This is a genomic window from Bacillus salitolerans (assembly GCF_042680805.1).
GTDB classification, from domain to species: Bacteria; Bacillota; Bacilli; order Bacillales; family SA4; genus Bacillus_CJ; species Bacillus_CJ salitolerans.
Genome location: NZ_JBHUEM010000054.1, coordinates 237,133 through 259,387 on the forward strand (window position 1 = coordinate 237,133; position 22,255 = coordinate 259,387).

21 protein-coding genes, 1 tRNA gene, 1 other RNA gene and 1 pseudogene are annotated in these 22,255 nt (G+C 37.2%); 21 read left to right on the forward strand and 3 right to left on the reverse strand.

Annotation, left to right across the window (positions count from 1 at the left end; all coding sequences use genetic code 11):
• The first annotated feature begins 73 nt into the window (after positions 1-73).
• Complete coding sequence (locus ACFSCX_RS23180) at positions 74-331, forward strand: HPr family phosphocarrier protein (RefSeq protein ID WP_377930621.1); 258 nt, start codon at positions 74-76, stop codon at positions 329-331.
• Positions 332-400: 69 nt separating this feature from the next.
• Here ACFSCX_RS23180 and clpP read toward each other — a convergent pair whose 3' ends face one another.
• Entirely contained in the window at positions 401-997 is a 597-nt protein-coding gene (clpP, locus tag ACFSCX_RS23185; protein WP_377930622.1) for an ATP-dependent Clp endopeptidase proteolytic subunit ClpP, read from the reverse strand.
• Positions 998-1,861: 864 nt separating this feature from the next.
• Between clpP and ACFSCX_RS23190 the strand changes: the two genes are divergently transcribed.
• Both ACFSCX_RS23190 and ACFSCX_RS23195 read left to right on the forward strand, forming a co-directional pair.
• On the forward strand, positions 1,862-2,335 hold the full coding sequence (locus ACFSCX_RS23190; protein ID WP_377930623.1) for a hypothetical protein: 474 nt from the start codon (positions 1,862-1,864) through the stop codon (positions 2,333-2,335).
• Positions 2,336-2,771: 436 nt separating this feature from the next.
• Positions 2,772-2,847, forward strand: a tRNA-Arg gene (locus ACFSCX_RS23195).
• 545 nt (positions 2,848-3,392) lie between these two features.
• On the opposite strand, the gene ACFSCX_RS23200 is transcribed toward ACFSCX_RS23195, so the two are convergent.
• Positions 3,393-3,725: a DUF3817 domain-containing protein gene (locus ACFSCX_RS23200; protein WP_377930624.1), complete on the reverse strand. Its 333-nt coding sequence runs from the start codon at positions 3,723-3,725 to the stop codon at positions 3,393-3,395.
• Positions 3,726-3,792: 67 nt separating this feature from the next.
• Positions 3,793-4,011 carry a protein YvfG gene (gene yvfG / locus ACFSCX_RS23205; protein ID WP_377930625.1) on the reverse strand — a complete coding sequence of 73 codons (219 nt, stop codon included), beginning with the start codon at positions 4,009-4,011 and terminating at the stop codon, positions 3,793-3,795.
• Positions 4,012-4,088: 77 nt separating this feature from the next.
• Here yvfG and rpoN point away from each other — a divergent pair, with 77 nt between their 5' ends.
• The 18 genes and pseudogenes from rpoN to ACFSCX_RS23295 form a co-directional block, all read left to right on the forward strand.
• Complete coding sequence (gene rpoN / locus ACFSCX_RS23210; RefSeq protein WP_377930626.1) at positions 4,089-5,384, forward strand: RNA polymerase factor sigma-54; 1,296 nt, start codon at positions 4,089-4,091, stop codon at positions 5,382-5,384.
• Between the two features lie 10 nt (positions 5,385-5,394).
• Positions 5,395-5,640 carry a glutaredoxin family protein gene (locus ACFSCX_RS23215; RefSeq protein ID WP_377930627.1) on the forward strand — a complete coding sequence of 82 codons (246 nt, stop codon included), beginning with the start codon at positions 5,395-5,397 and terminating at the stop codon, positions 5,638-5,640.
• Positions 5,641-5,809: 169 nt separating this feature from the next.
• Positions 5,810-6,829, forward strand: a complete 1,020-nt coding sequence (locus tag ACFSCX_RS23220; protein WP_377930628.1) for a sugar-binding transcriptional regulator — start codon at positions 5,810-5,812, stop codon at positions 6,827-6,829.
• A gap of 45 nt (positions 6,830-6,874) precedes the next feature.
• Positions 6,875-7,882, forward strand: coding sequence for a type I glyceraldehyde-3-phosphate dehydrogenase (gene gap, locus ACFSCX_RS23225; RefSeq protein WP_377930629.1), 1,008 nt, complete (start codon positions 6,875-6,877; stop codon positions 7,880-7,882).
• Positions 7,883-8,048: 166 nt separating this feature from the next.
• On the forward strand, positions 8,049-9,233 hold the full coding sequence (locus ACFSCX_RS23230) for a phosphoglycerate kinase (protein WP_377930630.1): 1,185 nt from the start codon (positions 8,049-8,051) through the stop codon (positions 9,231-9,233).
• Between the two features lie 24 nt (positions 9,234-9,257).
• Positions 9,258-10,019, forward strand: a complete 762-nt coding sequence (tpiA, locus tag ACFSCX_RS23235) for a triose-phosphate isomerase (protein WP_377930631.1) — start codon at positions 9,258-9,260, stop codon at positions 10,017-10,019.
• Positions 10,012-11,547: a 2,3-bisphosphoglycerate-independent phosphoglycerate mutase gene (gene gpmI, locus ACFSCX_RS23240; RefSeq protein WP_377930632.1), complete on the forward strand. Its 1,536-nt coding sequence runs from the start codon at positions 10,012-10,014 to the stop codon at positions 11,545-11,547. The genes tpiA and gpmI overlap by 8 nt, the downstream gene beginning before the upstream one ends.
• Before the next feature lie 31 nt (positions 11,548-11,578).
• Positions 11,579-12,868, forward strand: coding sequence for a phosphopyruvate hydratase (eno, locus tag ACFSCX_RS23245; RefSeq protein WP_377930633.1), 1,290 nt, complete (start codon positions 11,579-11,581; stop codon positions 12,866-12,868).
• A gap of 1,430 nt (positions 12,869-14,298) precedes the next feature.
• Positions 14,299-14,532, forward strand: coding sequence for a preprotein translocase subunit SecG (gene secG / locus ACFSCX_RS23250; RefSeq protein ID WP_377930634.1), 234 nt, complete (start codon positions 14,299-14,301; stop codon positions 14,530-14,532).
• A 214-nt stretch (positions 14,533-14,746) separates the two neighbouring features.
• Positions 14,747-15,490, forward strand: coding sequence for an alpha/beta hydrolase (locus ACFSCX_RS23255; protein ID WP_377930635.1), 744 nt, complete (start codon positions 14,747-14,749; stop codon positions 15,488-15,490).
• Between the two features lie 24 nt (positions 15,491-15,514).
• Positions 15,515-17,848 carry a ribonuclease R gene (gene rnr / locus ACFSCX_RS23260; RefSeq protein ID WP_377930636.1) on the forward strand — a complete coding sequence of 778 codons (2,334 nt, stop codon included), beginning with the start codon at positions 15,515-15,517 and terminating at the stop codon, positions 17,846-17,848.
• Between the two features lie 120 nt (positions 17,849-17,968).
• Positions 17,969-18,436: an SsrA-binding protein SmpB gene (smpB, locus tag ACFSCX_RS23265; RefSeq protein ID WP_377930637.1), complete on the forward strand. Its 468-nt coding sequence runs from the start codon at positions 17,969-17,971 to the stop codon at positions 18,434-18,436.
• A gap of 215 nt (positions 18,437-18,651) precedes the next feature.
• Positions 18,652-19,013: a transfer-messenger RNA gene (gene ssrA, locus ACFSCX_RS23270) on the forward strand.
• Between the two features lie 448 nt (positions 19,014-19,461).
• Complete coding sequence (locus ACFSCX_RS23275) at positions 19,462-19,866, forward strand: hypothetical protein (RefSeq protein ID WP_377930638.1); 405 nt, start codon at positions 19,462-19,464, stop codon at positions 19,864-19,866.
• Between the two features lie 103 nt (positions 19,867-19,969).
• Positions 19,970-20,386, forward strand: coding sequence for a hypothetical protein (locus ACFSCX_RS23280; protein ID WP_377930639.1), 417 nt, complete (start codon positions 19,970-19,972; stop codon positions 20,384-20,386).
• Between the two features lie 146 nt (positions 20,387-20,532).
• Positions 20,533-21,129 (forward strand): D-glycero-alpha-D-manno-heptose-1,7-bisphosphate 7-phosphatase, encoded by a 597-nt coding sequence (locus tag ACFSCX_RS23285; RefSeq protein ID WP_377930640.1) that lies wholly within the window; start codon positions 20,533-20,535, stop codon positions 21,127-21,129.
• Positions 21,119-21,610 (forward strand): DUF1572 family protein, encoded by a 492-nt coding sequence (locus ACFSCX_RS23290; protein WP_377930641.1) that lies wholly within the window; start codon positions 21,119-21,121, stop codon positions 21,608-21,610. Before ACFSCX_RS23285 ends, ACFSCX_RS23290 begins: the two co-directional genes overlap by 11 nt.
• Positions 21,611-21,856: 246 nt before the next feature.
• Positions 21,857-22,255: pseudogene (locus tag ACFSCX_RS23295) on the forward strand (transposase); the annotation flags it as partial.

A 22,255-nucleotide genomic window follows, 5' to 3' on the forward strand; every position in this document is an offset into this window, starting at 1 on the left:
GGTCCACCCATTCTACGATTGTGATGCCATGAACTACGACATAATGAGGGGTAAAAAAAGAGGAGGAATTCATATGGTTGAGAAAAAGGTAGAAGTAAAATTAAAATCAGGATTGCAGGCAAGGCCAGCAGCAATGTTTGTACAAGAAGCAAATCGTTTTTCCGCTGATATTTTTTTAGAGAAAGATGGAAAGAAAGTAAATGCAAAAAGTATCATGGGACTTATGAGCCTCGCAGTAGGTAGTGGTTCAGAGGTTGTTTTATCGGCGGAAGGAAGCGACCAAGCTGAAGCTTTAGAAGCACTAGCAAAATTTGTGCAACAAGAAGTTTAATTAGATAGTTTCATTATAAGTAAGCAAAAAGGATGTCCTATCTAGTAGGACATCCTTTTTACTATGCTATTATTTCTTCGCAGATGGATCGTTTGTTAAGACTTGATCAATTAATCCATACTCTAATGCTTTTTCAGCCGTCATAAAGTTATCACGCTCTGTATCACGCTCAATCACTTCAAGCGGTTGACCAGTACGCTCTGACAAAATCTTGTTTAACTTGTCACGTAAGAATAGAATTCGTTTTGCAGCAATTTCTATTTCAGTCGCTTGCCCCTGTGCACCGCCAAGTGGTTGGTGAATCATCACTTCACTGTTCGGAAGAGCAAAACGTTTTCCTTTTTCACCAGCTGCAAGGAGGAATGCTCCCATGGAAGCAGCCATACCAATACAAATAGTTGAAACCTTTGGCTTAATAAATTGCATTGTATCGTAAATCGCCATACCTGCTGTGATCGAACCACCAGGTGAATTGATATATAGTGAAATATCTTTTTCTGGATCTTCTGCTGCTAAAAATAAAAGCTGAGAAACGATGGAGTTCGCTACTGTATCATCAATTGCTGAACCTAACATGATAATTCTGTCTTTTAATAGACGAGAATATATGTCGTAAGCTCTTTCCCCGCGATTCGTTTGTTCAATAACTGTTGGAATTAAGTGCATTGAAATTCCTCCCTTTAATAGATGTTCATTATGTACATATCATACAACTTATGGTCAATGAAGGTCAAACGATAGGCTTTTTACAGCCTATCTAAACCCATTAACCATCTAATAAAAAGTGTTACTTTATCACTATTCATCTAGGATACAGAACATACCTTTATATCCTGTATTAACGGATAATTAAAGCTCCACCTAGGTGGTGCATGTAATAAACCCAGCTATGTAAAGTACCACTTTATAGTTACATATTCATCATAACCAATCAAGGCCCTTTTCTAACCTATATGAGAAAAGAAATTTACGTTTGAGATTGAAAATACTTATCATAATACTTGAAAAGTTACTCAGCCCGAGGGATGTGAAATAAGTGACTAAAACTCATGGTCTTTATGCAAAATTAAGGGGAGTAACAAGCCAACCGATCGATAGAAACCGCATTATTTAAACGTTGTAAATCTTCATTAATTAGATGAAGCTTCCATTGAATTCAAACGTTGATATTTATGTTATGTATAGAAGTTTTCAGCAAGAGAATAGGCTAGTGACTTGTAATCCAGCTCCAGCACCCAGTCACTCGAGGTCTAATGTTCCTAAATGAGTAAAAGCGGAAAAGCACACTTTTTCTCATTTAGGGTTATTTTCTGCCTGAGGCTAAACGGGGTGCTTGCCTTTCGTTCTTTGTAATAATAGATGATATTCATGTAATCCGCAATTATCGTTGCTTTTAATTTCTGAATATACGCAACCTCTACGCCACTTGGTTTGTCTCCATATGCTTTATTCAACTTCCATGCAATATTTAAAAAAAATGGAGGTTTTTTTTTCCAAATATCGAATATAAAAAGGTATAGGAGGGAGATCATGAAGGACAATTCTATCGCAATTATTCTACGATTTATTGGTTTTCTTACAATCGTTCTAGGTATAATATTTTCGTTTGACTTAACTGACAATTTCGGAGGAAGTCTGGCTTTAATAACCGGATTCTACTCATTCATTTCCGGCATGTTATTTATAGGATTTGGTGAAGTTGTTCGAATATTACACGAAATGAATCAACGTAGTAAAGAACAGAACATGTTGCCAGTTGCAGAAACTACTACACAAACAGACACAACACCTACGTCACCTATTCGTAACGATCAAATTGAAGAGTTTTACAGTGATAAGGGTCTATATGTAGACGCAATTTATGAAGCACCAGGCGATGATATGTACTTCGTAAAAGTTAAAGATAAGACTCAGTTAGTAGAGCTTGGCGGTTTTTCACCTGTCATAATACCACAAGCAAAGTGGAGCGAGTCGGTTAAAGTAGCGTATCAGGATATGAAATAAAAAATGCCACTTATTTGTGGCGCTTTTCTCTTACTTCCGTATATTATTGATCGGATGTCACTAGAAATATATTAATGAAATCAAGACGGAACAAATGCATGGTACAAATACTCAATGCTCTTGAGTATCAAAATTATGACCACGTTTCGAATGAGAATGAAATGCTTTCTTATGAACGTGTGAAATGAAGTTGTTTTCTTAACAAGTTTCAACACTTCTCTGAAGATAATAACGTTGTGTTCGAATTGCAGTGTAGCCTTCCGTATAGCTTCACATATTTTTTATTTCCAGTTGAAAATACGCATTAACCTACGTTATAATACATAAGCACCAACCTCCTTAACACTGCGTCTTTTTTCGGTGTATTGTGCATTTGTCTGGTAGACCTTACGCATTCTTAAAAGGTGGTATAGAGAGGTTAAACTTATATTATCCTGCGCTCGTAGCTCAGTTGGATAGAGCGGTGGTTTCCGGTACCACGTCTGCCGGGGGTTCGAATCCTCTCGAGCGCGCTGAAAAACAAGGCTTTGCTTTTGCGAAGTCTTGTTTTTTTATTGGCTAATAGAAAAGAAAATTCCTAGTTTTTTTCGAAAATTGAAGAGCTACGTACTTTTATTCCGTAACAAATAGGACAGATTGCCGAGTGAAATCCCTGAGAAGGGTGTTCTCAAAGACATTTTGTTGTGAGAAACGGAGCCCATCGCCGTCGTTTTGGGAGTTGGTGTTAGCCAGTCTTTCTAATATCTTTCGGTTAGAAATATTCTTTGATGTTTTATTCCTCACAATTGTCGTATTATCTACCTTTAGATTCAGGTTGTTTATTTTTTTAAAAAATAAAAAAAAGCCGAGTTGATCTAAATCAACTCGGACGAATATTCTCTTTGGTAACCCAGATGGTGTACCAACCAAAACCTTATCTTACCCTTATTATACACTTATTGTCGAAAGTTGTCGATATAGGTCGAATAAGTAAATGCTGGTTATCACTAGCGTTCATATAGTGATAAAGAGAGACCTACGAAAATATTCGTAAGGTCTCATGCGTTTTGTCATTTTTTTATAGATCTATATATTTACGCTTTTTAACAACTTCAATGGGTTTTTCAATATGCCTTAATTTACGATCAAAAAGAAACGTTCCAAACGGTAGAAGGGACGCGAGTACACCGATCACTCCAAACCAAAAGGATTGACGATAAGCGAAAAATACATGTGCTAATGCTAGAATGAACAGAACAAAAAATAAACCATGAATGCCTCCGGTAATGGTGACAGCCAAAGGGAAGTCTGCCATATACTTTAACGGCATGGCAATAAATAATAAAATTAAGTATGATAAGCCTTCAATAAAGCCAATCACACGTAGTCTTCCGAGTGAATCTTTAAGCATGTTGTTCCTCCTATGGACCTTGCGGTTGTATAGCCTCATTATACCTTAATGATTCGCCTTGAAACAGCTAAAAATCTTGGGATTTCACAGTCGCATATGCAGCCTCTAAGTTTCTAATTCTCCTTAATGTTTCAGAGCATTTTGTAAGGTTTTCGGTTACGAGTGTCGAAACTATTGAGCGATAGTAGCTATTCATTGCGTCAGTCTTGTCAGTGAACTCTGCATGCATTTCAACATGCTTCCGCAGATGCTCTACAAAATATTCCTCAGAAAATAAGTCGATCATCGTCTGTGCCTCCCTTACAAATTCTAGTCGTTCAACAATCTAGTTCTTTATTGTAAAATAGAGTAGAGGTGATGCTTGTGAATAATCGGTTAATCCAAACGCAAACCACAAAAATATCATTATCGAAAGAATTAAGACAGGCGATCACACTACTACAATATTCCTCGTATGAATTATCACAATATATTAATCAAGTTTCACTAGAAAATCCCTTTATTCGAATACATGATACAGTTTATCAAACTAGTGGGAATTATAAACCTTCTGGGTCTAAAAAAAGGGAGTTAGAGCTACCTGGGAAGTTAGGGCCAACGTTGCACGAATATATCTGCACTCAAATTGAATATTTATCAGAACCACTTGATGTAAAAAAAAGAGCTCTATTATTAGTTAATCATATTGATGAAGATGGCTATATGAGAGAGGATTTATCAACAATTAGTCATATGACTGGTGAGAGTAATGAGAGATTACTTGAAGCATTATCAATCATCCAAACACTTGAACCTGTAGGAGTAGGTGCTCAAACCTTACAGCAGTCCTTGTCCATACAACTTAAACATCATTATCCTGAAGACGTAATGGGTCACAAGATCATAGACGAATACTTTACTTATTTAGCTGAGAAAAAATGGGACCGTATTAGAAAAGAGCTTACTATTAGCATAGAAGATATTAAAGCTACCTTTTCTCGAATTCAACAATTAAACCCAAGACCTGGAGCTGATTTTAAAGAAGAAGACACTGTTTACATTGTTCCAGATCTTTACTTAAAAAAAGATAACCATCAATATTACTTGCAGCATAATGATCGGTCTTATACACCTTTTTCAATTGATGAGGAATATGTTACGTTTAAGAATGAGGTAGAAGATGAAGAAGCGAAACACTTTATAAAGGAGAAATATCACCAAGCAAAGTGGTTACTTAGCAGCGTCGAACAACGAAACTCTACCATCATGAGAGTAATGGAGGCCATATTAGTTAGACAAAAGGATTACTTTGATAATGGAAGCTCGTTTTTAAGACCACTTACTTTACGTGAGATTGCAGATGACATTAACGTTCATGAATCAACCGTAAGTAGAGCAGTTAGAGGGAAATATGTTCAAACACCAAATGGAGTATTTGAATTGAAATATTTCTTTCATTCAAAAGTTAAATCCTCCTATGACAAGGATGTCTCCTCTGTAAGGGTCAAAGAACTTATTGTTCATATGCTTCGAAAAGAGGATAAACAGAAGCCTTATTCGGATCAACAAATATCAACCCTTCTTAAAGAGAACCATGATCTTGTGGTATCAAGAAGAACGGTTGCAAAATACAGAGAACAGCTTCATATTCCAGCTTCTACTCTAAGAAAACAATATTAAGGAGTTAAACATGAGAGTCGTTACATTTTTCACAAAAGAAAACTGTCCATTATGTGATAAAGCAAAAGTTATCGTGGAAGAGCTTTCAAAGGAATTGAATTTCCAAATACAAGAGTTCGATATCTATAAGGATGATGAATTGTTGGAGAAGTACCAAGTTATGATTCCTGTTATTGCGATCAATGCGCAGGAACTAGGTTATGGTATTATCGATAAGTTTGATTTAAAAGAAAAATTACTTCAAAAACTAGATTAATTCAAACAAACTGAAAAATTAGATGCAAGCTAATTGAAGTTTTACTACACCTCTGCTACAATTAAAATTGTAACAGAGGGATATTTTTTTTGAGGAAGTGGGACGCTATATGTCACATAGGGACACGATGAGTCCCGATTAGATTTTTTTACCAGAAAGGATCGTTCATTTGAAAAGTCTAGTGGATATTCAAAAAAAATTGTTACCTGATTTGTTGTCTGTTATGCAGAAACGATATGAGATTCTTAGGCATATTCGGCTTACTCAGCCTATCGGGAGAAGATCATTAGCACTTACAACAAACATGACAGAAAGAGTATTGCGTAGTGAAGTTGATTTTCTAAAGTCACAAAACTTACTTGACATGACAACAGCTGGTATGAGCTTAACAAATGAAGGGCATGAGCTCTTAGTTGAGCTGGATGATTTAATGAAGGAAGTTACAGGTCTAAAGGTGTTGGAGGAAAAGCTTCAGGCAAAATTACAAGTGAAAAAGGTAATTGTCGTGTCTGGTGATAGTGATACCTCTGAATATGTAAAACAAGAGATGGGAAGAGCAGCTGTCATGTACTTAAAAACATGTATTCAGCCAAGTTCAGTCATCGCTGTAACTGGTGGAACGACGCTTGCTTCTGTTGCATCCATGATGACCCCTGAAACGAAGCATTCAAACCTTCTATTTGTGCCGGCTAGGGGTGGACTTGGTGAACAAGTAGAAAACCAAGCAAACACGATATGTGCCAAAATGGCAGAAAAGGCAATGGGGACCTACAGGCTCTTACATGTACCAGATGAAGTTAGCGATGAAGCGTATCATTCATTAGTCGAGGAACCTGCAGTGAGGGAAGTTCTGCAATTAATTAGGTCGGCTAGTATTGTAATTCATGGCATTGGAGATGCTAAAACAATGGCTGAGCGCCGTAAAACAAAGCAAGAAACTTTAGCGAAAATTATCGATCAAAAGGCGGTAGCTGAGGCTTTTGGTTACTACTTCAATAAAGAAGGAGACGTAGTACATAAAGTAAAAACCATTGGCATACAACTTGATGATTTAATGAATCCTATGAATGTAATAGCCGTAGCAGGAGGATCCTCTAAGGCGAAAGCAATTCAAGCCTTTGTCAAACAAGGTCACGATACTGTTTTAATTACTGATGAAGCTGTAGCAACAGAATTAATTAAAGGATAATAACATCCTATTAATAGATGTTTAAATTAAAGGAGGAAAAATAGAATGACAGTAAAAATTGGTATTAATGGTTTTGGGCGTATTGGACGTGTTGTATTCCGCGCAGCGTTAAAAAATCCCAACATTGAAGTAGTAGCTGTAAACGATCTAACTGATGCAAACATGCTTGCTCACTTATTAAAATATGATTCTGTTCACGGTAAATTAGACGGTGATGTCACGGTAAACGGCAACACATTAGTTGTGAATGGAACAGAAATTAAGGTATTAGCAGAAAGAGATCCTGCTCAATTAGGGTGGGGAGATCTTGGTGTTGATATCGTTGTTGAATCAACTGGACGTTTCACAAAACGTGAAGATGCAGCAAAGCACTTAGAGGCAGGGGCAAAAAAGGTTATTATTTCAGCTCCAGCAAACGATGAAGACCTTACCATTGTTATGGGGGTAAATGAAAATCAATATGACCCAGCAAATCATCATGTATTATCCAATGCATCATGTACAACAAACTGCTTAGCTCCTTATGCAAAAGTACTTAATGATAAATTCGGAATTAAAAAGGGTATGATGACTACGATTCATGCTTATACAAACGATCAACAAATATTAGATTTACCACACAAAGACTATCGTCGTGCACGTGCTGCCGCTGAGAACATTATTCCAACTTCTACTGGAGCAGCAAAAGCAGTAGCACTTGTATTACCAGAACTAAAAGGAAAACTAAACGGAATGGCGATGCGTGTTCCAACACCAAACGTTTCTTTAGTTGATTTAGTGGCAGAGCTAGAAAAGGACGTAACGGTTGAAGAAATTAATGAGGCTCTTAAAGAAGCGGCAGAAGGTGACTTAAAAGGTATTCTAGCGTATAGTGAAGAGCCACTAGTTTCTCGCGATTATAATGGAGATCCACATTCTTCTACTATCGATGCTTTATCAACGATGGTACTAGAAGGAAATCTAGTGAAAGTTGTTTCTTGGTATGACAATGAGTCGGGTTATTCTCACCGTGTAGTTGACCTTGTCGACTATATTGCAAAAAAAGGTCTATAAAAATCAAATAGTTAGTGGATTAACTTTTGTCAAGCGACTATAATAATGTTTGGAAACATATGGGGAGATGGGTAGATACTCACTCCCTTTCTAATTGTTGGAATACAATTGGAGGCATAAAAACAAACTATTACATAGTCTCGTAAACATAAGGAGGAATCCTGTAATGAACAAGAAAACAGTTCGTGATGTGGATGTCAAAGGGAAAAGAGTTTTCTGCCGTGTTGATTTTAACGTTCCAATGAGGGATGGAGAAGTGACAGACGATACGAGAATTCGTGCAGCTCTTCCAACGATTCAGTACTTAGTTGAGCAGGGGGCAAAGGTTATTTTAGCCTCTCACTTAGGTCGCCCTAAAGGAACGGTAGTAGAAGAGCTTCGTTTAGACGAAGTGGCAAAGCGATTAAGCAATCTCCTTGGAAAACAAGTATACAAAGCAGACGAAGCCTATGGCGAAGAAGCAGAGCTCGGTATATCTAAGCTAGAGGATGGAGACGTCCTTTTATTAGAAAATGTTCGCTTTTATCCAGGTGAAGAAAAAAATGATCCAGAACTGTCAAAAGAATTTGCAAAGCTAGCAGACGTTTATGTGAATGATGCCTTCGGGACAGCTCATCGTGCTCATGCTTCGACAGCAGGTATTGCTGAGTATTTACCATCTGTGGCCGGATTCTTAATGGAAAAGGAATTAGAGGTTCTTGGTAAAGCACTATCCAATCCAGACCGACCATTTACTGCCATTATTGGTGGAGCAAAGGTTAAGGATAAAATTGGAGTTATTGAAAATCTTTTAGATAAGGTAGATAACCTCATTATTGGTGGTGGACTAGCGTACACGTTCATCAAAGCACAAGGTCATGACGTTGGGCAATCGTTGCTTGAAGAAGATAAAATTGATTTAGCGAGGTCATTCATCGAAAAGGCAAAAGAAAAAGGTGTAAACTTTTATATGCCAATCGATACTGTTGTAGCGGATGAGTTTTCTAGCGATGCAAATGTTAAAGTTGTGTCTGTAGATTCGATACCGAGTGAATGGCAAGGGTTAGACATTGGACCCGAAACAAGAGAAATTTACGAAAAGGTTATCTCTGAATCAAAGCTAGTGATCTGGAATGGACCAATGGGGGTCTTTGAGATGGAAGCGTTTGAAAACGGTACAAAATCTGTTGCACAGGCTCTTGCTCACGCATCTAATACATATACCGTTATCGGCGGTGGAGACTCGGCGGCAGCGGTTGAAAAATTTAATCTTGCTGATCAAATGGACCACATTTCAACAGGGGGCGGTGCTTCCCTTGAATTTATGGAAGGTATCGAGCTACCTGGTGTTGTTGCATTACATGATAAATAAAAACTAGTTAGGGAAGGTGTTGTCATGCGTAAACCCATTATCGCTGGAAACTGGAAAATGCACAAAGTACTTTCCGAAGCAAAAGGTTTTATTGAGGAAGTAAAAGGACTTGTCCCATCTTCTGAGAAGGTGGATGCTGTTGTGTGTGCTCCTGCCTTGTTTCTTGAGAGCTTGGTAGACTTAACGAGTGGAACAGATATTAAAATAGGTGCCCAAAATACGCATTTTGAAGATAGTGGAGCATTTACTGGTGAAATTAGTCCAGCTGCACTATCTGATTTAGGTGTTAGCTATTGTATTATTGGTCACTCTGAGAGACGTGAAATGTTTGCTGAAACAGATGAATCTGTAAACAAAAAAACATTGTCCGCTTTTAAGCATGGTCTCATTCCGATTGTGTGCTGCGGAGAAACACTTGAGCAACGAGAAGCTGGTTCAACAAATTTGATTGTTGAAGAGCAAGTGAAAAAGGCTTTAACAGGGTTAACGGAAGATCAAGTAAAGCAAACCGTCATTGCCTATGAGCCCATTTGGGCAATTGGAACTGGGAAGACTGCTTCTTCTGAGGATGCAAATGAGGTATGTGCGCATATTCGTCGAGTCGTCTCTACTGAGTTTTCAAATGAGGCAGCAAGTGCGGTAAGGATTCAATATGGTGGAAGTGTAAAGCCATCTAACATTAAAGAATTGTTATCAATGTCAGATATTGATGGTGCATTAGTTGGTGGTGCCAGCTTAGAAGCAACCTCCTTCCTGCAATTATTGGAAGGTGCTAGTAATGACTAAAAAGCCTGTTGCGTTAATCATCTTAGATGGGTTTGCACTTAGAGATGAGAAGTCCGGAAATGCAGTTGCCCATGCTAAGAAGCCAAACTTTGATCGATATTGGAATCAATACCCGCATCAAACCTTAATGGCTTCTGGTGAAGCCGTTGGACTTCCAGAAGGCCAAATGGGAAACTCAGAAGTGGGACATCTCAACATCGGTGCTGGACGTGTTGTGTACCAAAGTCTAACAAGAGTAAATGTAGCGATTCGAGAAGGTGAATTTGGGCGAAATGAAACCTTTATTGAAGCGATGAATCATGTAAAGAAGCATGGAACCAACTTGCATTTATTTGGCTTATTATCTGATGGCGGAATTCACTCACATATCCAGCATTTATACGCTCTATTAAAGCTAGCAGCTTCTGAAGGAATCAAAAATGTGTATATTCATGGATTTCTAGATGGTCGTGATGTTGGACCGCAAACAGCGAAAACCTTTATTGAAGATCTCCAGAAAAAGATAGATGAAATAGGTGTAGGTGAAATTGCTACCTTATCTGGTAGATACTACTCCATGGACCGTGATAAACGCTGGGAGCGTGTTGAGAAAGCGTACAAAGCGATGGTTTATGGAGAAGGACCAACATACACGGATCCGCTTGAGTGTGTAAATGATTCTTATCAAAATGGAATATTTGATGAATTTGTGATTCCATCCGTTATTACTAGGAAGGACGGCACACCTGTTCAAACAATTATGGATAACGACGGAGTCATTTTTTATAACTTTCGTCCAGATCGAGCAATTCAAATCTCGAATACGTTCACGAATGAGGATTTCCGATCATTTGATCGTGGGGCAGGGCATCCGAAGAACTTACACTTTGTGTGTTTGACCCACTTTAGTGAAACAGTTCAAGGATATGTTGCGTTTAAACCAACAAACCTAGATAATACCTTAGGAGAAGTTCTTTCCCAACACGGATTAAAACAGCTACGAATTGCAGAAACTGAAAAGTATCCACATGTGACTTTTTTCTTTAGTGGTGGTAGGGAACATCCTTTTCCTGGTGAAGAACGTATATTAATTGATTCACCTAAGGTCGCTACATATGATTTAATGCCTCAAATGAGTGCGTATGAGGTTACGGAGTCCCTTTTAAAAGAAATAGAGCTAGATAAGCATGATGTTATTATCTTGAATTTCGCCAATCCTGATATGGTTGGACATTCTGGAATGCTGGAGCCGACTGTAAAAGCGATAGAAGTAGTTGACGAATGTTTAGGGAAAATCGTGGATGCCGTGATTGAAAAAGGCGGAGTGTCGATTATTACTGCTGACCATGGAAATGCTGACGAAGTCATCACATTAGAAGGAAATCCGATGACAGCTCATACAACAAATCCAGTACCGGTAATTGTGACAAAGGAAGGCGTTCAGCTTCGTGAGGATGGTATATTAGGTGACTTATCGCCTACTATATTGGATTTATTAAATATTCCGTTACCAACTGAAATGACAGGAAAGACGTTAATTAAAAAATAATTATATAGAAACTAAGGAGATGAAGAAAGATATGCCATTTATTATTGATGTTTATGCTCGTGAAGTATTAGATTCTCGTGGGAATCCAACCGTTGAAGTAGAGGTTTATACTGAATCTGGTGCAATGGGTCGTGCCTTAGTACCAAGCGGAGCTTCAACTGGAGAATATGAAGCGGTTGAGTTACGTGATGGAGACAAAGGTCGCTACTTAGGAAAAGGTGTTCTGAAAGCAGTTGATAATGTAAATGATGTGATTGCTCCAGAAATCGTTGGATTAGATGTGACAGATCAGCTTGCAATTGATGAGTTATTAATTGAGCTTGATGGAACAGATAACAAAAGTAAGCTAGGTGCTAACGCAATTCTAGGTGTATCGATGGCTGCTGCACGTGCAGCTGCTGATTATTTAGATATGCCACTTTACAAGTACCTAGGTGGTTTCAGTGCAAAAACGTTACCTGTACCAATGATGAACATCATCAATGGTGGTGCTCATGCTGATAACAACGTGGATATTCAAGAATTCATGGTTATGCCAGTTGGTGCTGAAAGCTTTGCGGAGGCTCTACGTACAGGAACAGAAATTTTCCATAGCTTAAAAGCAGTGTTAAAAGAAAAAGGCTACAATACAGCAGTTGGTGATGAAGGTGGCTTTGCACCAAACCTAGGTTCAAACGAAGAAGCACTTCAAACAATCATCGAAGCAATTGAACGTGCTGGTTATAAGCCAGGTGAAGAAGTGCAATTAGCAATGGACGTTGCAGCTTCTGAATTATTTAATAAAGAAGATGGTAAATACCACTTGCAAGGCGAAGGTGTTGTAAAGACATCTGCTGAAATGGTGGATTTCTACGAAGAGCTTGTATCTAAGTATCCAATCATCTCAATTGAAGACGGACTTGACGAAAATGACTGGGAAGGTCACAAGCTACTTACAGACCGCCTAGGTGGTAAAGTACAGCTTGTCGGTGACGACTTATTCGTAACAAACACAGATAAGCTTTCCGAAGGAATTGAAAAGGGTGTTGGAAACTCCATCCTTATCAAAGTAAACCAAATCGGTACGTTAACAGAAACGTTTGAAGCAATCGAAATGGCAAAGCGTGCTGGCTACACAGCTGTAATCTCTCACCGCTCTGGTGAAACAGAAGATAGCACGATCGCTGATATCGCAGTTGCAACGAATGCGGGTCAAATCAAGACGGGTGCTCCTTCTCGTACAGACCGCGTTGCAAAATACAACCAATTACTTCGTATTGAAGATGAGCTAGGCTTTACTGGCTACTACGCTAGCCGCCAAGCATTTTATAATTTACGATAATACAAAAGAGGTGCCCTCATTAAACGGGCATCTCTTTTCTTTTTATATGTGACAGAAAGTAATAAAGGAGAAGAGGCAGATACATAGTTAAACGAGAAAATATGTTTGGAGAAATGTAAACGGTTCGGTTTAGAGTTATGTAAAATCGCGTTAGAGGTAAGTAAAAGCGGGACTGGAGAAAGTAAAGTACGAGTGGAGAAAAGCAAATGGTTCAAGAGTAAAGTAAAATCGCGTTAGAGGTAAGTAAAAGCGAAAATGAGGTAAGTAAAGTACGAGTAGAGGAAAGTAAATAGTTCTAGAGTAAAGAAAAATCGCGTTAGAGGTAAGTAAAAGCGGAAATGAGGAAAGTAAAGTACGAGTAGAGGAAAGTAAATGGTTCAAGAGTAAAGAAAAATCGCGTTAGAGGTAAGTAAAAGCGGAAATGAGGTAAGTAAAGTACGAGTAGAGGAAAGTAAATAGTTCTAGAGTAAAGTAAAATCGCGTCAGAGGTAAGTAAAAGCGGAAATGTAAAAGCGGAAATGAGGTAAGTAAAGTACAAGTAGAGGAAAGTAAATAGTTCTAGAGTAAAGAAAAATCGCGTTAGAGGTAAGTAAAAGCGGAAATGAGGTAAGTAAAGTACAAGTAGAGGAAAGTAAATAGTTCAAGAGTAAAGTAAAATCGCGTCAGAGGTAAGTAAAAGCGGAAATGAGGTAAGTAAAGTACAAGTAGAGGAAAGTAAATAATTCTAGAGTAAAGTAAAATCGTGTTAGAGGTAAGTAAAAGCGGAAATGAGGTAAGTAAAGTACGAGTAGAGGAAAGTAAATAGTTCTAGAGTAAAGAAAAATCGCGTTTGAGGTAAGTAAAAGCGGAAATGAGGAAAGTAAAGTACGAGTAGAGGAAAGTAAATGGTTCTAGAGTAAAGAAAAATCGCGTTAGAGGTAAGTAAAAGTGGAACTGGAGAAAGTAAAGTACGAGTGGAGAAAAGCAAATGGTTCAAGAGTAAAGTAACATCGCGTTAGAGGTAAGTAAAAGAGGAACTGAGGTAAGTAAAGTACGAGTAGAGGAAAGTAAATAGTTCAAGAGTAAAGTAAAATCGCGTTAGAGGTAAGTAAAAGCGGAACTGGAGAAAGTAAAGTACGAGTAGAGGAAAGCAAATAGTCCAAGAGTAAAGTAAAATCGTGTTAGAGGTAAGTAAAAGCGGAAATGAGGTAAGTAAAGTACGAGTAGAGGAAAGTAATTGGTTCAAGAGTAAAGAAGTAAAATCGTGTCAGAGGTAAGTAAAACAGAAACAAGGTTTGTATAGTGATCATTAATACCCAAACAAACCCAAGTACTAAATAAAAATATAAGAGACAATCTAAGATTTCACTTAAAAAAACCTCAACTTGTCCATTCATTCTTTTTGTGGTACATTTATAATAATGTGAAGTGCGTTTAGGAGGTGTCGTCTCGTGCATGTATTATTTGTGACATTATTAATTATCGTTTCTATCGCTTTAATTATCGTTGTTTTACTTCAATCAGGTAAGAGTGCAGGTCTATCTGGAGCAATTTCTGGTGGTGCTGAACAGCTTTTTGGAAAGCAAAAAGCGCGTGGTATTGATGCAGTGTTACATCGTGTAACGATTGTTCTTTCAGTACTATTCTTCATTTTAGCGATTGCTGTATCTTACTTTGCATTATAATTAACATGCAAGAGGCGTTGGGGAGACCAACGCCTCTTTATTATGTAAACGGATGAACAATTCATTTCGAATGAAATACTTGGTAGAGTAAAATAAATGGTAGGGTAACATAGTTAAACAAACGATTGTTTAAACTAATAGTAGCATTGATACATAAGGTGAATATCGGATTTAAACAAACGTTTGTTTAAAGGGGAGAAAGGGGAAAACAGGAATGAAAATGAAATTACCAGAGCCGTATTTTTTTGAGGCAGGAGATCGAGCGGTTCTATTGTTACATGGATTTACGGGTAATACAGGTGACTGTAGAATGATGGCACGTTATTTAGAAAAAAACGGGTATACATGCTACGGACCTCAGTACAAAGGGCATGGTGTTCCACCAGAGGAGCTTGTTAAGTATGGTCCAGATGATTGGTGGAAGGATGTTATAGATGCATATGAATTTCTGAAGGAGAAAGGCTATGAACAGATTGCCGTTGTTGGGCTCTCGCTTGGTGGGGTATTTTCCCTTAAGTTGGGATATACTGTACCAATAAAGGGTATTGTACCAATGTGTGCTCCAATGTATATAAAAAGTGAAGAAATCATGTATGAAGGTGTATTGGATTATGCAAGAGAATATAAACGTCAAGAAGGAAAAACTCCTGATCAAATTGATGCCGAAATGGAACAATTTAGACAAAAGCCGATGGGGACGTTAAAGGCACTTCAACAATTAATCTCCGATGTTCGTCAAAATGTGGAGATGATTTATGCACCAACCTTTGTTGTACAAGCGAGACATGACAACATGATAAATACAAATAGTGCAAACATTATTTATGATGAGGTTGAGGCAGTAGATAAGAAAATTAAATGGTATGAAGAGTCAGGGCATGTCATTACTCTTGATAAAGAACGTGAGCAATTACATGAAGATGTATATCAATTTTTAGAAAGCCTAGATTGGCAATAAACAAAAAGGGAGTGACACAAAAGTATGGATGTCATTCAAGAGCATGTGGATAAATTGCTATCTTTTATGAAGGAAGAGGCGTATAAGCCCCTTACTGTTCAAGAATTAGAAGAAGCAATGGGTATCCATGATTCTGTTGATTTTAAAGATTTTGTAAAAGCCTTAGTCGCAATGGAAGACCAAGGATTAATAGTTAGAACGAGAAGTAACCGATACGGGCTACCTGATAAAATGAATTTAATTAGGGGAACTGTAATCGGGCATCCAAAAGGCTTTGCATTTGTTCAAACGGACGAAAAGAGTGATCAAGATATCTTTATCCCACCATCTGATCTGAAAAATGCGATGCATGGTGATACTGTTCTCGTTCGCTTGCATCCAAAATCTTCTGGCACAAGAGAAGAAGGAGAAGTTGTAAGAATTATTGAGCGTGGGGTAAAAGAAGTAGTTGGGACTTATGAAGAAAGTAGAAACTTTGGGTTTGTCGTAGTGGATGATAAACGAATCACTCAAGATATTTTTATACCGAAGAGTGCTTCAAAAGGTGCGATTGAAGGGCATAAAGTAGTTGTTAAGCTTGTTACGTACCCTGAAGGAAGAATGAGTGCAGAAGGAGAGGTCGTGCACATTCTTGGTCATAAAAATGACCCAGGTATTGATATCTTATCAGTTATTCATAAGTTTGGGTTACCGCAAGAGTTTCCTCCGGAAGCCTTACAACAAGCAAATGATGTACCAGATACAATTGCAGAAAATACAATCGGTAAACGCCGAGATTTAAGGAATGAAACGATCGTCACTATCGATGGTGCGGATGCAAAGGATTTAGATGACGCTGTTACTGTGATAAAACTAGAAAACGGCCATTATAAATTGGGTGTTCACATTGCTGATGTTACTCATTATGTAAAAGAAGGTTCTCCAATTGACGTTGAAGCAGCAGAACGAGGGACTAGTATCTATTTAGTGGATCGTGTTATCCCAATGATTCCGCACAGATTGTCAAATGGAATATGTTCTTTAAACCCAAAAGTTGATCGATTTACTCTCTCATGTGAGATGGTGATTAATGATAAAGGTGAAGTCGTAAGCCATGACATTTTTGAGAGTGTTATTAAAACGACTGAGAGAATGACATATAAGGATGTTAATAAGATTCTTGTTGATAAAGATGAAGAAACTAGAAACAAGTACGAGACACTAGTTCCGATGTTTGAACTAATGGGTGAGCTTGCAAAAATTCTGCGAAACCGAAGAATGGAACGTGGAGCAATCGATTTTGATTTTAAAGAATCTAAGGTACTTGTGGATGAAGACGGTAAGCCATATGATGTGGTACTGCGCGAACGCGGAGTGGCGGAAAAGCTTATTGAGGAATTTATGCTATGTGCCAATGAAACAGTCGCAGAGCATTTTCACTGGATGAACATACCGTTTATGTACCGTGTTCATGAAGACCCTAAAGAAGAGAAGCTAAACCGTTTTTTTGAATTTATAACAAGCTTTGGCTACGTGGTAAGGGGCTCTGGAAATTCTATTCACCCAAGAGCTCTACAGCAAGTGTTAGAGGCGGTACATGGTACACCAGAAGAACCAGTGATTTCTACTGTTCTTTTACGTTCTATGAAGCAAGCACGATATGATTCAGAAAGCTTAGGACACTTTGGTTTATCAACGGAGTACTATACGCATTTTACATCCCCAATTAGGCGTTATCCTGATTTAATTGTGCATCGACTAATCCGTACCTATTTAATTGAAGGCAAGGTTGATGATAAGACAAAAGAAAAGTGGGAGCACAAGCTTCAAGAGATAGCTGATCATTCCTCCGATATGGAACGCCGTGCGGTAGATGCTGAACGTGAAACTGATGACTTGAAGAAAGCCGAATATATGGAAGATAAAATCGGTGAAGAATACGACGGAATTATTAGCTCTGTTACGAACTTTGGGTTATTTGTTGAGCTTGAGAATACCATTGAGGGACTCGTTCATGTTAGCTATTTAACAGATGATTATTACAGATTTGATGAACGGAATTTTGCAATGGTTGGAGAACGAACGGGAAACATCTTCCGAATTGGTGACGAAATCACCATCCGTGTTATCAATGTAAATAAAGATGAACGTTCGATTGATTTCGAGATTGTTGGAATGAAGGCACCGAGTCGTTCAGCAAGGCCAGATCGTCCACGAGTCATTGAAAGTAAAGGACGTAGCGGTGAAAAGGGTCGCGGCGGCAGAAACGGTGATCGAAAAAACAAAAATGGTGACACAAAAGCAGGGCCACCAAAGAAAAAGAAAAAACACTTTGAGAATTCACCAAAACAAAAACGTAAACCAAAGAAAAAGAAATGATATCTATGACTCGGGTGGTTCCTGGAACCACCCGAATTTTGTCATATTAATCACAATTGTCCATTCATGAAATATTTGTTAAAATGAAAGTTACCACTCAAGAGGTAGGAGGTGAATGCAATGCCAAAGGGAGAAGGAAAAGTAGTCGCTCAAAATAAGAAGGCTAACCATGATTATTTTATTGAAGAAACGTATGAAGCCGGCATTGTACTCCAAGGGACAGAAATTAAATCGATTCGAAATGGGCGAATTAATTTGAGGGATTCCTTTGCACGTGTGCATAGAGGAGAAGTGTTTTTATATAACGCTCACATTAGCCCATATGAGCAAGGTAATCGTTTTAACCACGAGCCTCTCAGAACACGCAAGCTGTTACTTCATAAAAAGCAAATTGCAAAGTTAATTGGTGAAACAAAAGAAGCTGGAGTTACACTCGTACCGTTAAAGGTTTACCTCAAAAATGGATTTGCGAAAGTATTAATCGGGCTTGGTAAAGGGAAGAAGAATTATGATAAGCGTGAGGATTTAAAGAAGAAGGAAGCCAAACGTGATATTGAACGTGCTTTTCGCGATCGTCAAAAGATGTAAAATGCCAAATGTAGCATAAGTTTCAATGTCATCTAGGATGTACCAATTGATTTGAATGGAGCATATGTTATAATAAGAATTGTCGTTAGGAACATTAAGAATTAACGATATTCGTTTCCTTGAAAATTTAATAAGCAATAAAAGCTTATTACTTTCCCGTAGAACCATTATAAGCATAAGCTTTGTCAGTAATATGACAAACTTATTTTCATAATGGGGACGTTACGGATTCGACAGGGATAGTTCGAGCTTAGGTTGCGAGTCGAGGGGATCGGCCTCGTTAAAACGTCAAAGCCAATAACTGGCAAAACAAACACAAACTTAGCTGTAGCTGCTTAATAACAGTTTATAGCTGTTCCTCCCTCCATCGCCCATGTGGTAGGGTAAGGGACTCACTCTAAGTGGGCTACGCCGGAGTTCGCCGTCTGAGGACAAAGGAAGAGAATAACCAGACTAGCAATTTTGAAGCCTGTCGATAGGCTGACGAATCTGCGAAGTACCAATATATCGACTACACTCGTAGAAGCTTAGGTGCCGTTATTTCTGGACGTGGGTTCGACTCCCACCGTCTCCACCATACATAGGAGATATTAGACCAGCAGTGGTGTTTGTGACTTCAAGCATAAATTTTTGTTAAAACGAAAGCTTATGCTTGAAAATACTTAGCGAAAACTAATGCTTGAAAATTGTGACTTGAATCTAATTTGATTTTGGTAACGATCTTATATAAAAAAAATGTAGGGATTAAAATCTCTACATTTTTTTTTATAAAATTTCATTTTGTATTTTTAATGGAATTCTTTCTATTCTTGGGTTATTGTGAAAGTCTTCACTTAAACTAAACCAGCTAATAATTTGTCAATATTTTCTTATTGAAGTAAAGGGGAGCAATTATTAAATAAGTTTTGGATCAGCAACTGCTGATCCTTTTCATTTTTATAGAATCTTTTAGTTGAATAAGAATGAGCATAATTGAGTTGGAGAAAATACTTACAAAACAGTAAATTGAAGGTAGTTGATGAAAATTGAAAAGAAAGATTCTACTCATTATTTGTTTGTTCTTTCTAACTATATTTCCAGTACAGGCAGAAGAAGACTACAAAACACAATATCCAATGCTTTTGGAAGATGATATATATACATTTTTCTATCCTTTAGAGAAAAAAGCCACCGAAAAATACTTTGGTGAATTTAAACAAACAATGTTTTTTTGCAAGTTTGTTGATGTAAAAAGAAAGCCTAATATGGGGTATGCTTATGAAATAACATATCAGTTTATTTCTTTTGAAAAAGCACACAATTATCCCTATCATTTATTCACTATGACTGTTGATAACAAAGAATTAACAAATTGGGTAATAAATAATATAAAGGTAAAAAAATTAGATGGTGAGGATGTTAAATGTCGAAAGCCACAACAAGTACACTAAAATTGAGATATAGGGGCGATAAGTTGGAAAAAGGATAAGTTGAATTTTTATCTATTCTATATTGCTTTACTTTTAAGAGAAAATACTATTGAGGTGGTTCAGTGTGCTTAAAAAGGTACTTTGGAGTATTTTTATTTTTCATTTGTTATCAACAATCGCTACTGCTCAAACTAATCAACAAATTGAGATTTTTGATATAAATAAAGGAAAAGTTATTAAGACTGTACAATTGAATAGTGATTTACAACAAGAAGTAAAAAATTTTCTTTACGAAATAACAAGCATTTATGTTAAATCAAATCCTATTCCAAATAGTGGATTTATGATAAGAATTCCTTTAGAACCAAATGTTATGGTGAAAAATCGTTGGTTTTATGACCTTGTAGATGAAGTAATAATTATATATTCTGGTCAAGAAGAACCATATTTGATGATTTATGACGATGAAAATAAATCATATTTCTTCACATTTAAAGGCGACACAGCAAAATTATTAGATTTATTAAATTTCAAACCATAAAAGATAATCGACTATTCTTATTGAAGTAACGGGTGAATTTCTGTAATAGTAGATGGGCACTGATCCAGCAGGATTAGTGCCTTTCCTTGTTGAAGTAAAGGAACAGTTTAGCACAATATATAAATTAAATATTTGAGGTGTAATAGATGAAAGCAGTGTTTCTTGACCGCGATGGAACTATTGGAGGGACTGGGGGTGGGATGCATCCATTTGAATTTACAATGTATGACTTTTCCCCAAAAGCTATAAAGTCACTTAATGAATTAGGAATAAAAGTGTTCCTCTTTACAAACCAAACAAGAGTAGGTAGAGGCTACTTTACCGAGGATGAATTATTAAAAGGCTTTGAGGCAATGAAAGAAGAATTAGCAAATCATTCAGCTTATTTGGACGATATCTTTTATTGTCCTCACAAACCCGAAGATGGGTGTGAATGTCAAAAACCAAAGATTGGTTTATTGTTAAAAGCACAAAAAAAATACAATTTAAACCTTAATGAATGCTACGTTGTGGGAGATACTGGAAGTTCAGATATGTTAGCTGCTAAACAAGCAAGGACAAAAAAGGTTCTTGTAAAAACAGGTTGGGGTGAACAATCACTTACCAAACATCGAGGAAAATGGAAAGATGTTGAACCAGATTACATAGCAGATGATTTAATAGATGCTGTTAATTGGATTTCTAATGACCTATTAGACGATAAAGGAACTTTATTCGGAAAGGTTGAATTAAGTGAAAGTTAATGAAATAGTTATAAATAATCTTTTGTCAAAGTTTGAACAAATAAAAAATAGAATGTTATCAGTTTTAAACCAACTCTCTGACGAAGATATTAATTGGAGACCGAATGAAGAAAGTAATAGTATAGCAAATTTAGTGATACATATCGCAGGTAACATCCATCCTAGAATTGAAGCTGGAATTAGTGGTCATAAAGATAATAGGGATAGAGATGGAGAATTCGATGTTAAAAAGATTTTAAGTAAAAACGATGCGATAAAAAGAATAGAGGGAAGCTTTAATATCCTAGAGGCAACAATAAGGAATTTAAGTTATGATGACTATTTAAAGCCGCAAAAAATACGTCAAAATAATGTAACTGTATTAGATGTTTTATTGCAGTGTTCAACTCACTTTTCGGAACACCTTGGGCAAATATTATATATAGGAAAAATGAAACTCAATAAAGATTACATTACAACCTCAATCCCAAGAAAGAAATAATGATGATTCTCTTAAAAAGCATAGTATAGACACAATGTAGTTTGTGAAGTAATGTACTTAAGCTAAACGGGGGCGAATATTGAATAACAAAATGAGGCTGGGACAAAACCCACATCAATAGAAAAAGCCGGTGAAATTTTACGAGAGTAAAATTTCACCGGCTTTGATTATTTTTGGATAAAAATAAGGACCACTTCTGATAAAATAAAGTTACCACACAAAATTTAATCAGAAAGAAGGATCCTTATGTTTAAAAATTATAACACGAATCAATTAGTTTTGCCTCTAGATTAGCCGTTAAATTACAAGAAAAGGATATTGCTTTTTCTATTCACCATTTAGTAGAAAGTATTCCCGATGAAGCTTTTCGTTCCTTTGTCCATTACACCGGTTGTCCCTCCTATCATCCACGCATGATGTTAAAAATCATTTTATGTGGTTATACACAGTCGGCTTTCTCTGGTCGCAAAATAGAAGACTTGACGAAAGATAGTATCCGGATGATGTGGTTAGCCCAAGGGTATGAGCCCAGCTACCGCAAGATTAATCGTTTCCGTGTTCATCCCGATATGAAAGAGCTTATTCGCCAATGTTTTGTGCAGTTCCGTTGTCAATTAGTCGAAGAAAAACTTATTGATCAAGAGG

Bases quoted from the DNA above. Each gene is read 5' to 3' on its own strand.
- ACFSCX_RS23200 (WP_377930624.1), bottom strand. From the start codon at position 3,725: ATGCTTAAAGATTCACTCGGAAGACTACGTGTGATTGGCTTTATTGAA.
- eno (WP_377930633.1), top strand. From the start codon at position 11,579: ATGCCATTTATTATTGATGTTTATGCTCGTGAAGTATTAGATTCTCGT.
- clpP (WP_377930622.1), bottom strand. From the start codon at position 997: ATGCACTTAATTCCAACAGTTATTGAACAAACGAATCGCGGGGAAAGA.
- ACFSCX_RS23190 (WP_377930623.1), top strand. From the start codon at position 1,862: ATGAAGGACAATTCTATCGCAATTATTCTACGATTTATTGGTTTTCTT.
- ACFSCX_RS23180 (WP_377930621.1), top strand. From the start codon at position 74: ATGGTTGAGAAAAAGGTAGAAGTAAAATTAAAATCAGGATTGCAGGCA.
- ACFSCX_RS23230 (WP_377930630.1), top strand. From the start codon at position 8,049: ATGAACAAGAAAACAGTTCGTGATGTGGATGTCAAAGGGAAAAGAGTT.
- gap (WP_377930629.1), top strand. From the start codon at position 6,875: ATGACAGTAAAAATTGGTATTAATGGTTTTGGGCGTATTGGACGTGTT.
- gpmI (WP_377930632.1), top strand. From the start codon at position 10,012: ATGACTAAAAAGCCTGTTGCGTTAATCATCTTAGATGGGTTTGCACTT.
- tpiA (WP_377930631.1), top strand. From the start codon at position 9,258: ATGCGTAAACCCATTATCGCTGGAAACTGGAAAATGCACAAAGTACTT.
- ACFSCX_RS23255 (WP_377930635.1), top strand. From the start codon at position 14,747: ATGAAAATGAAATTACCAGAGCCGTATTTTTTTGAGGCAGGAGATCGA.
- rnr (WP_377930636.1), top strand. From the start codon at position 15,515: ATGGATGTCATTCAAGAGCATGTGGATAAATTGCTATCTTTTATGAAG.
- ACFSCX_RS23215 (WP_377930627.1), top strand. From the start codon at position 5,395: ATGAGAGTCGTTACATTTTTCACAAAAGAAAACTGTCCATTATGTGAT.
- smpB (WP_377930637.1), top strand. From the start codon at position 17,969: ATGCCAAAGGGAGAAGGAAAAGTAGTCGCTCAAAATAAGAAGGCTAAC.
- ACFSCX_RS23285 (WP_377930640.1), top strand. From the start codon at position 20,533: ATGAAAGCAGTGTTTCTTGACCGCGATGGAACTATTGGAGGGACTGGG.
- yvfG (WP_377930625.1), bottom strand. From the start codon at position 4,011: ATGATCGACTTATTTTCTGAGGAATATTTTGTAGAGCATCTGCGGAAG.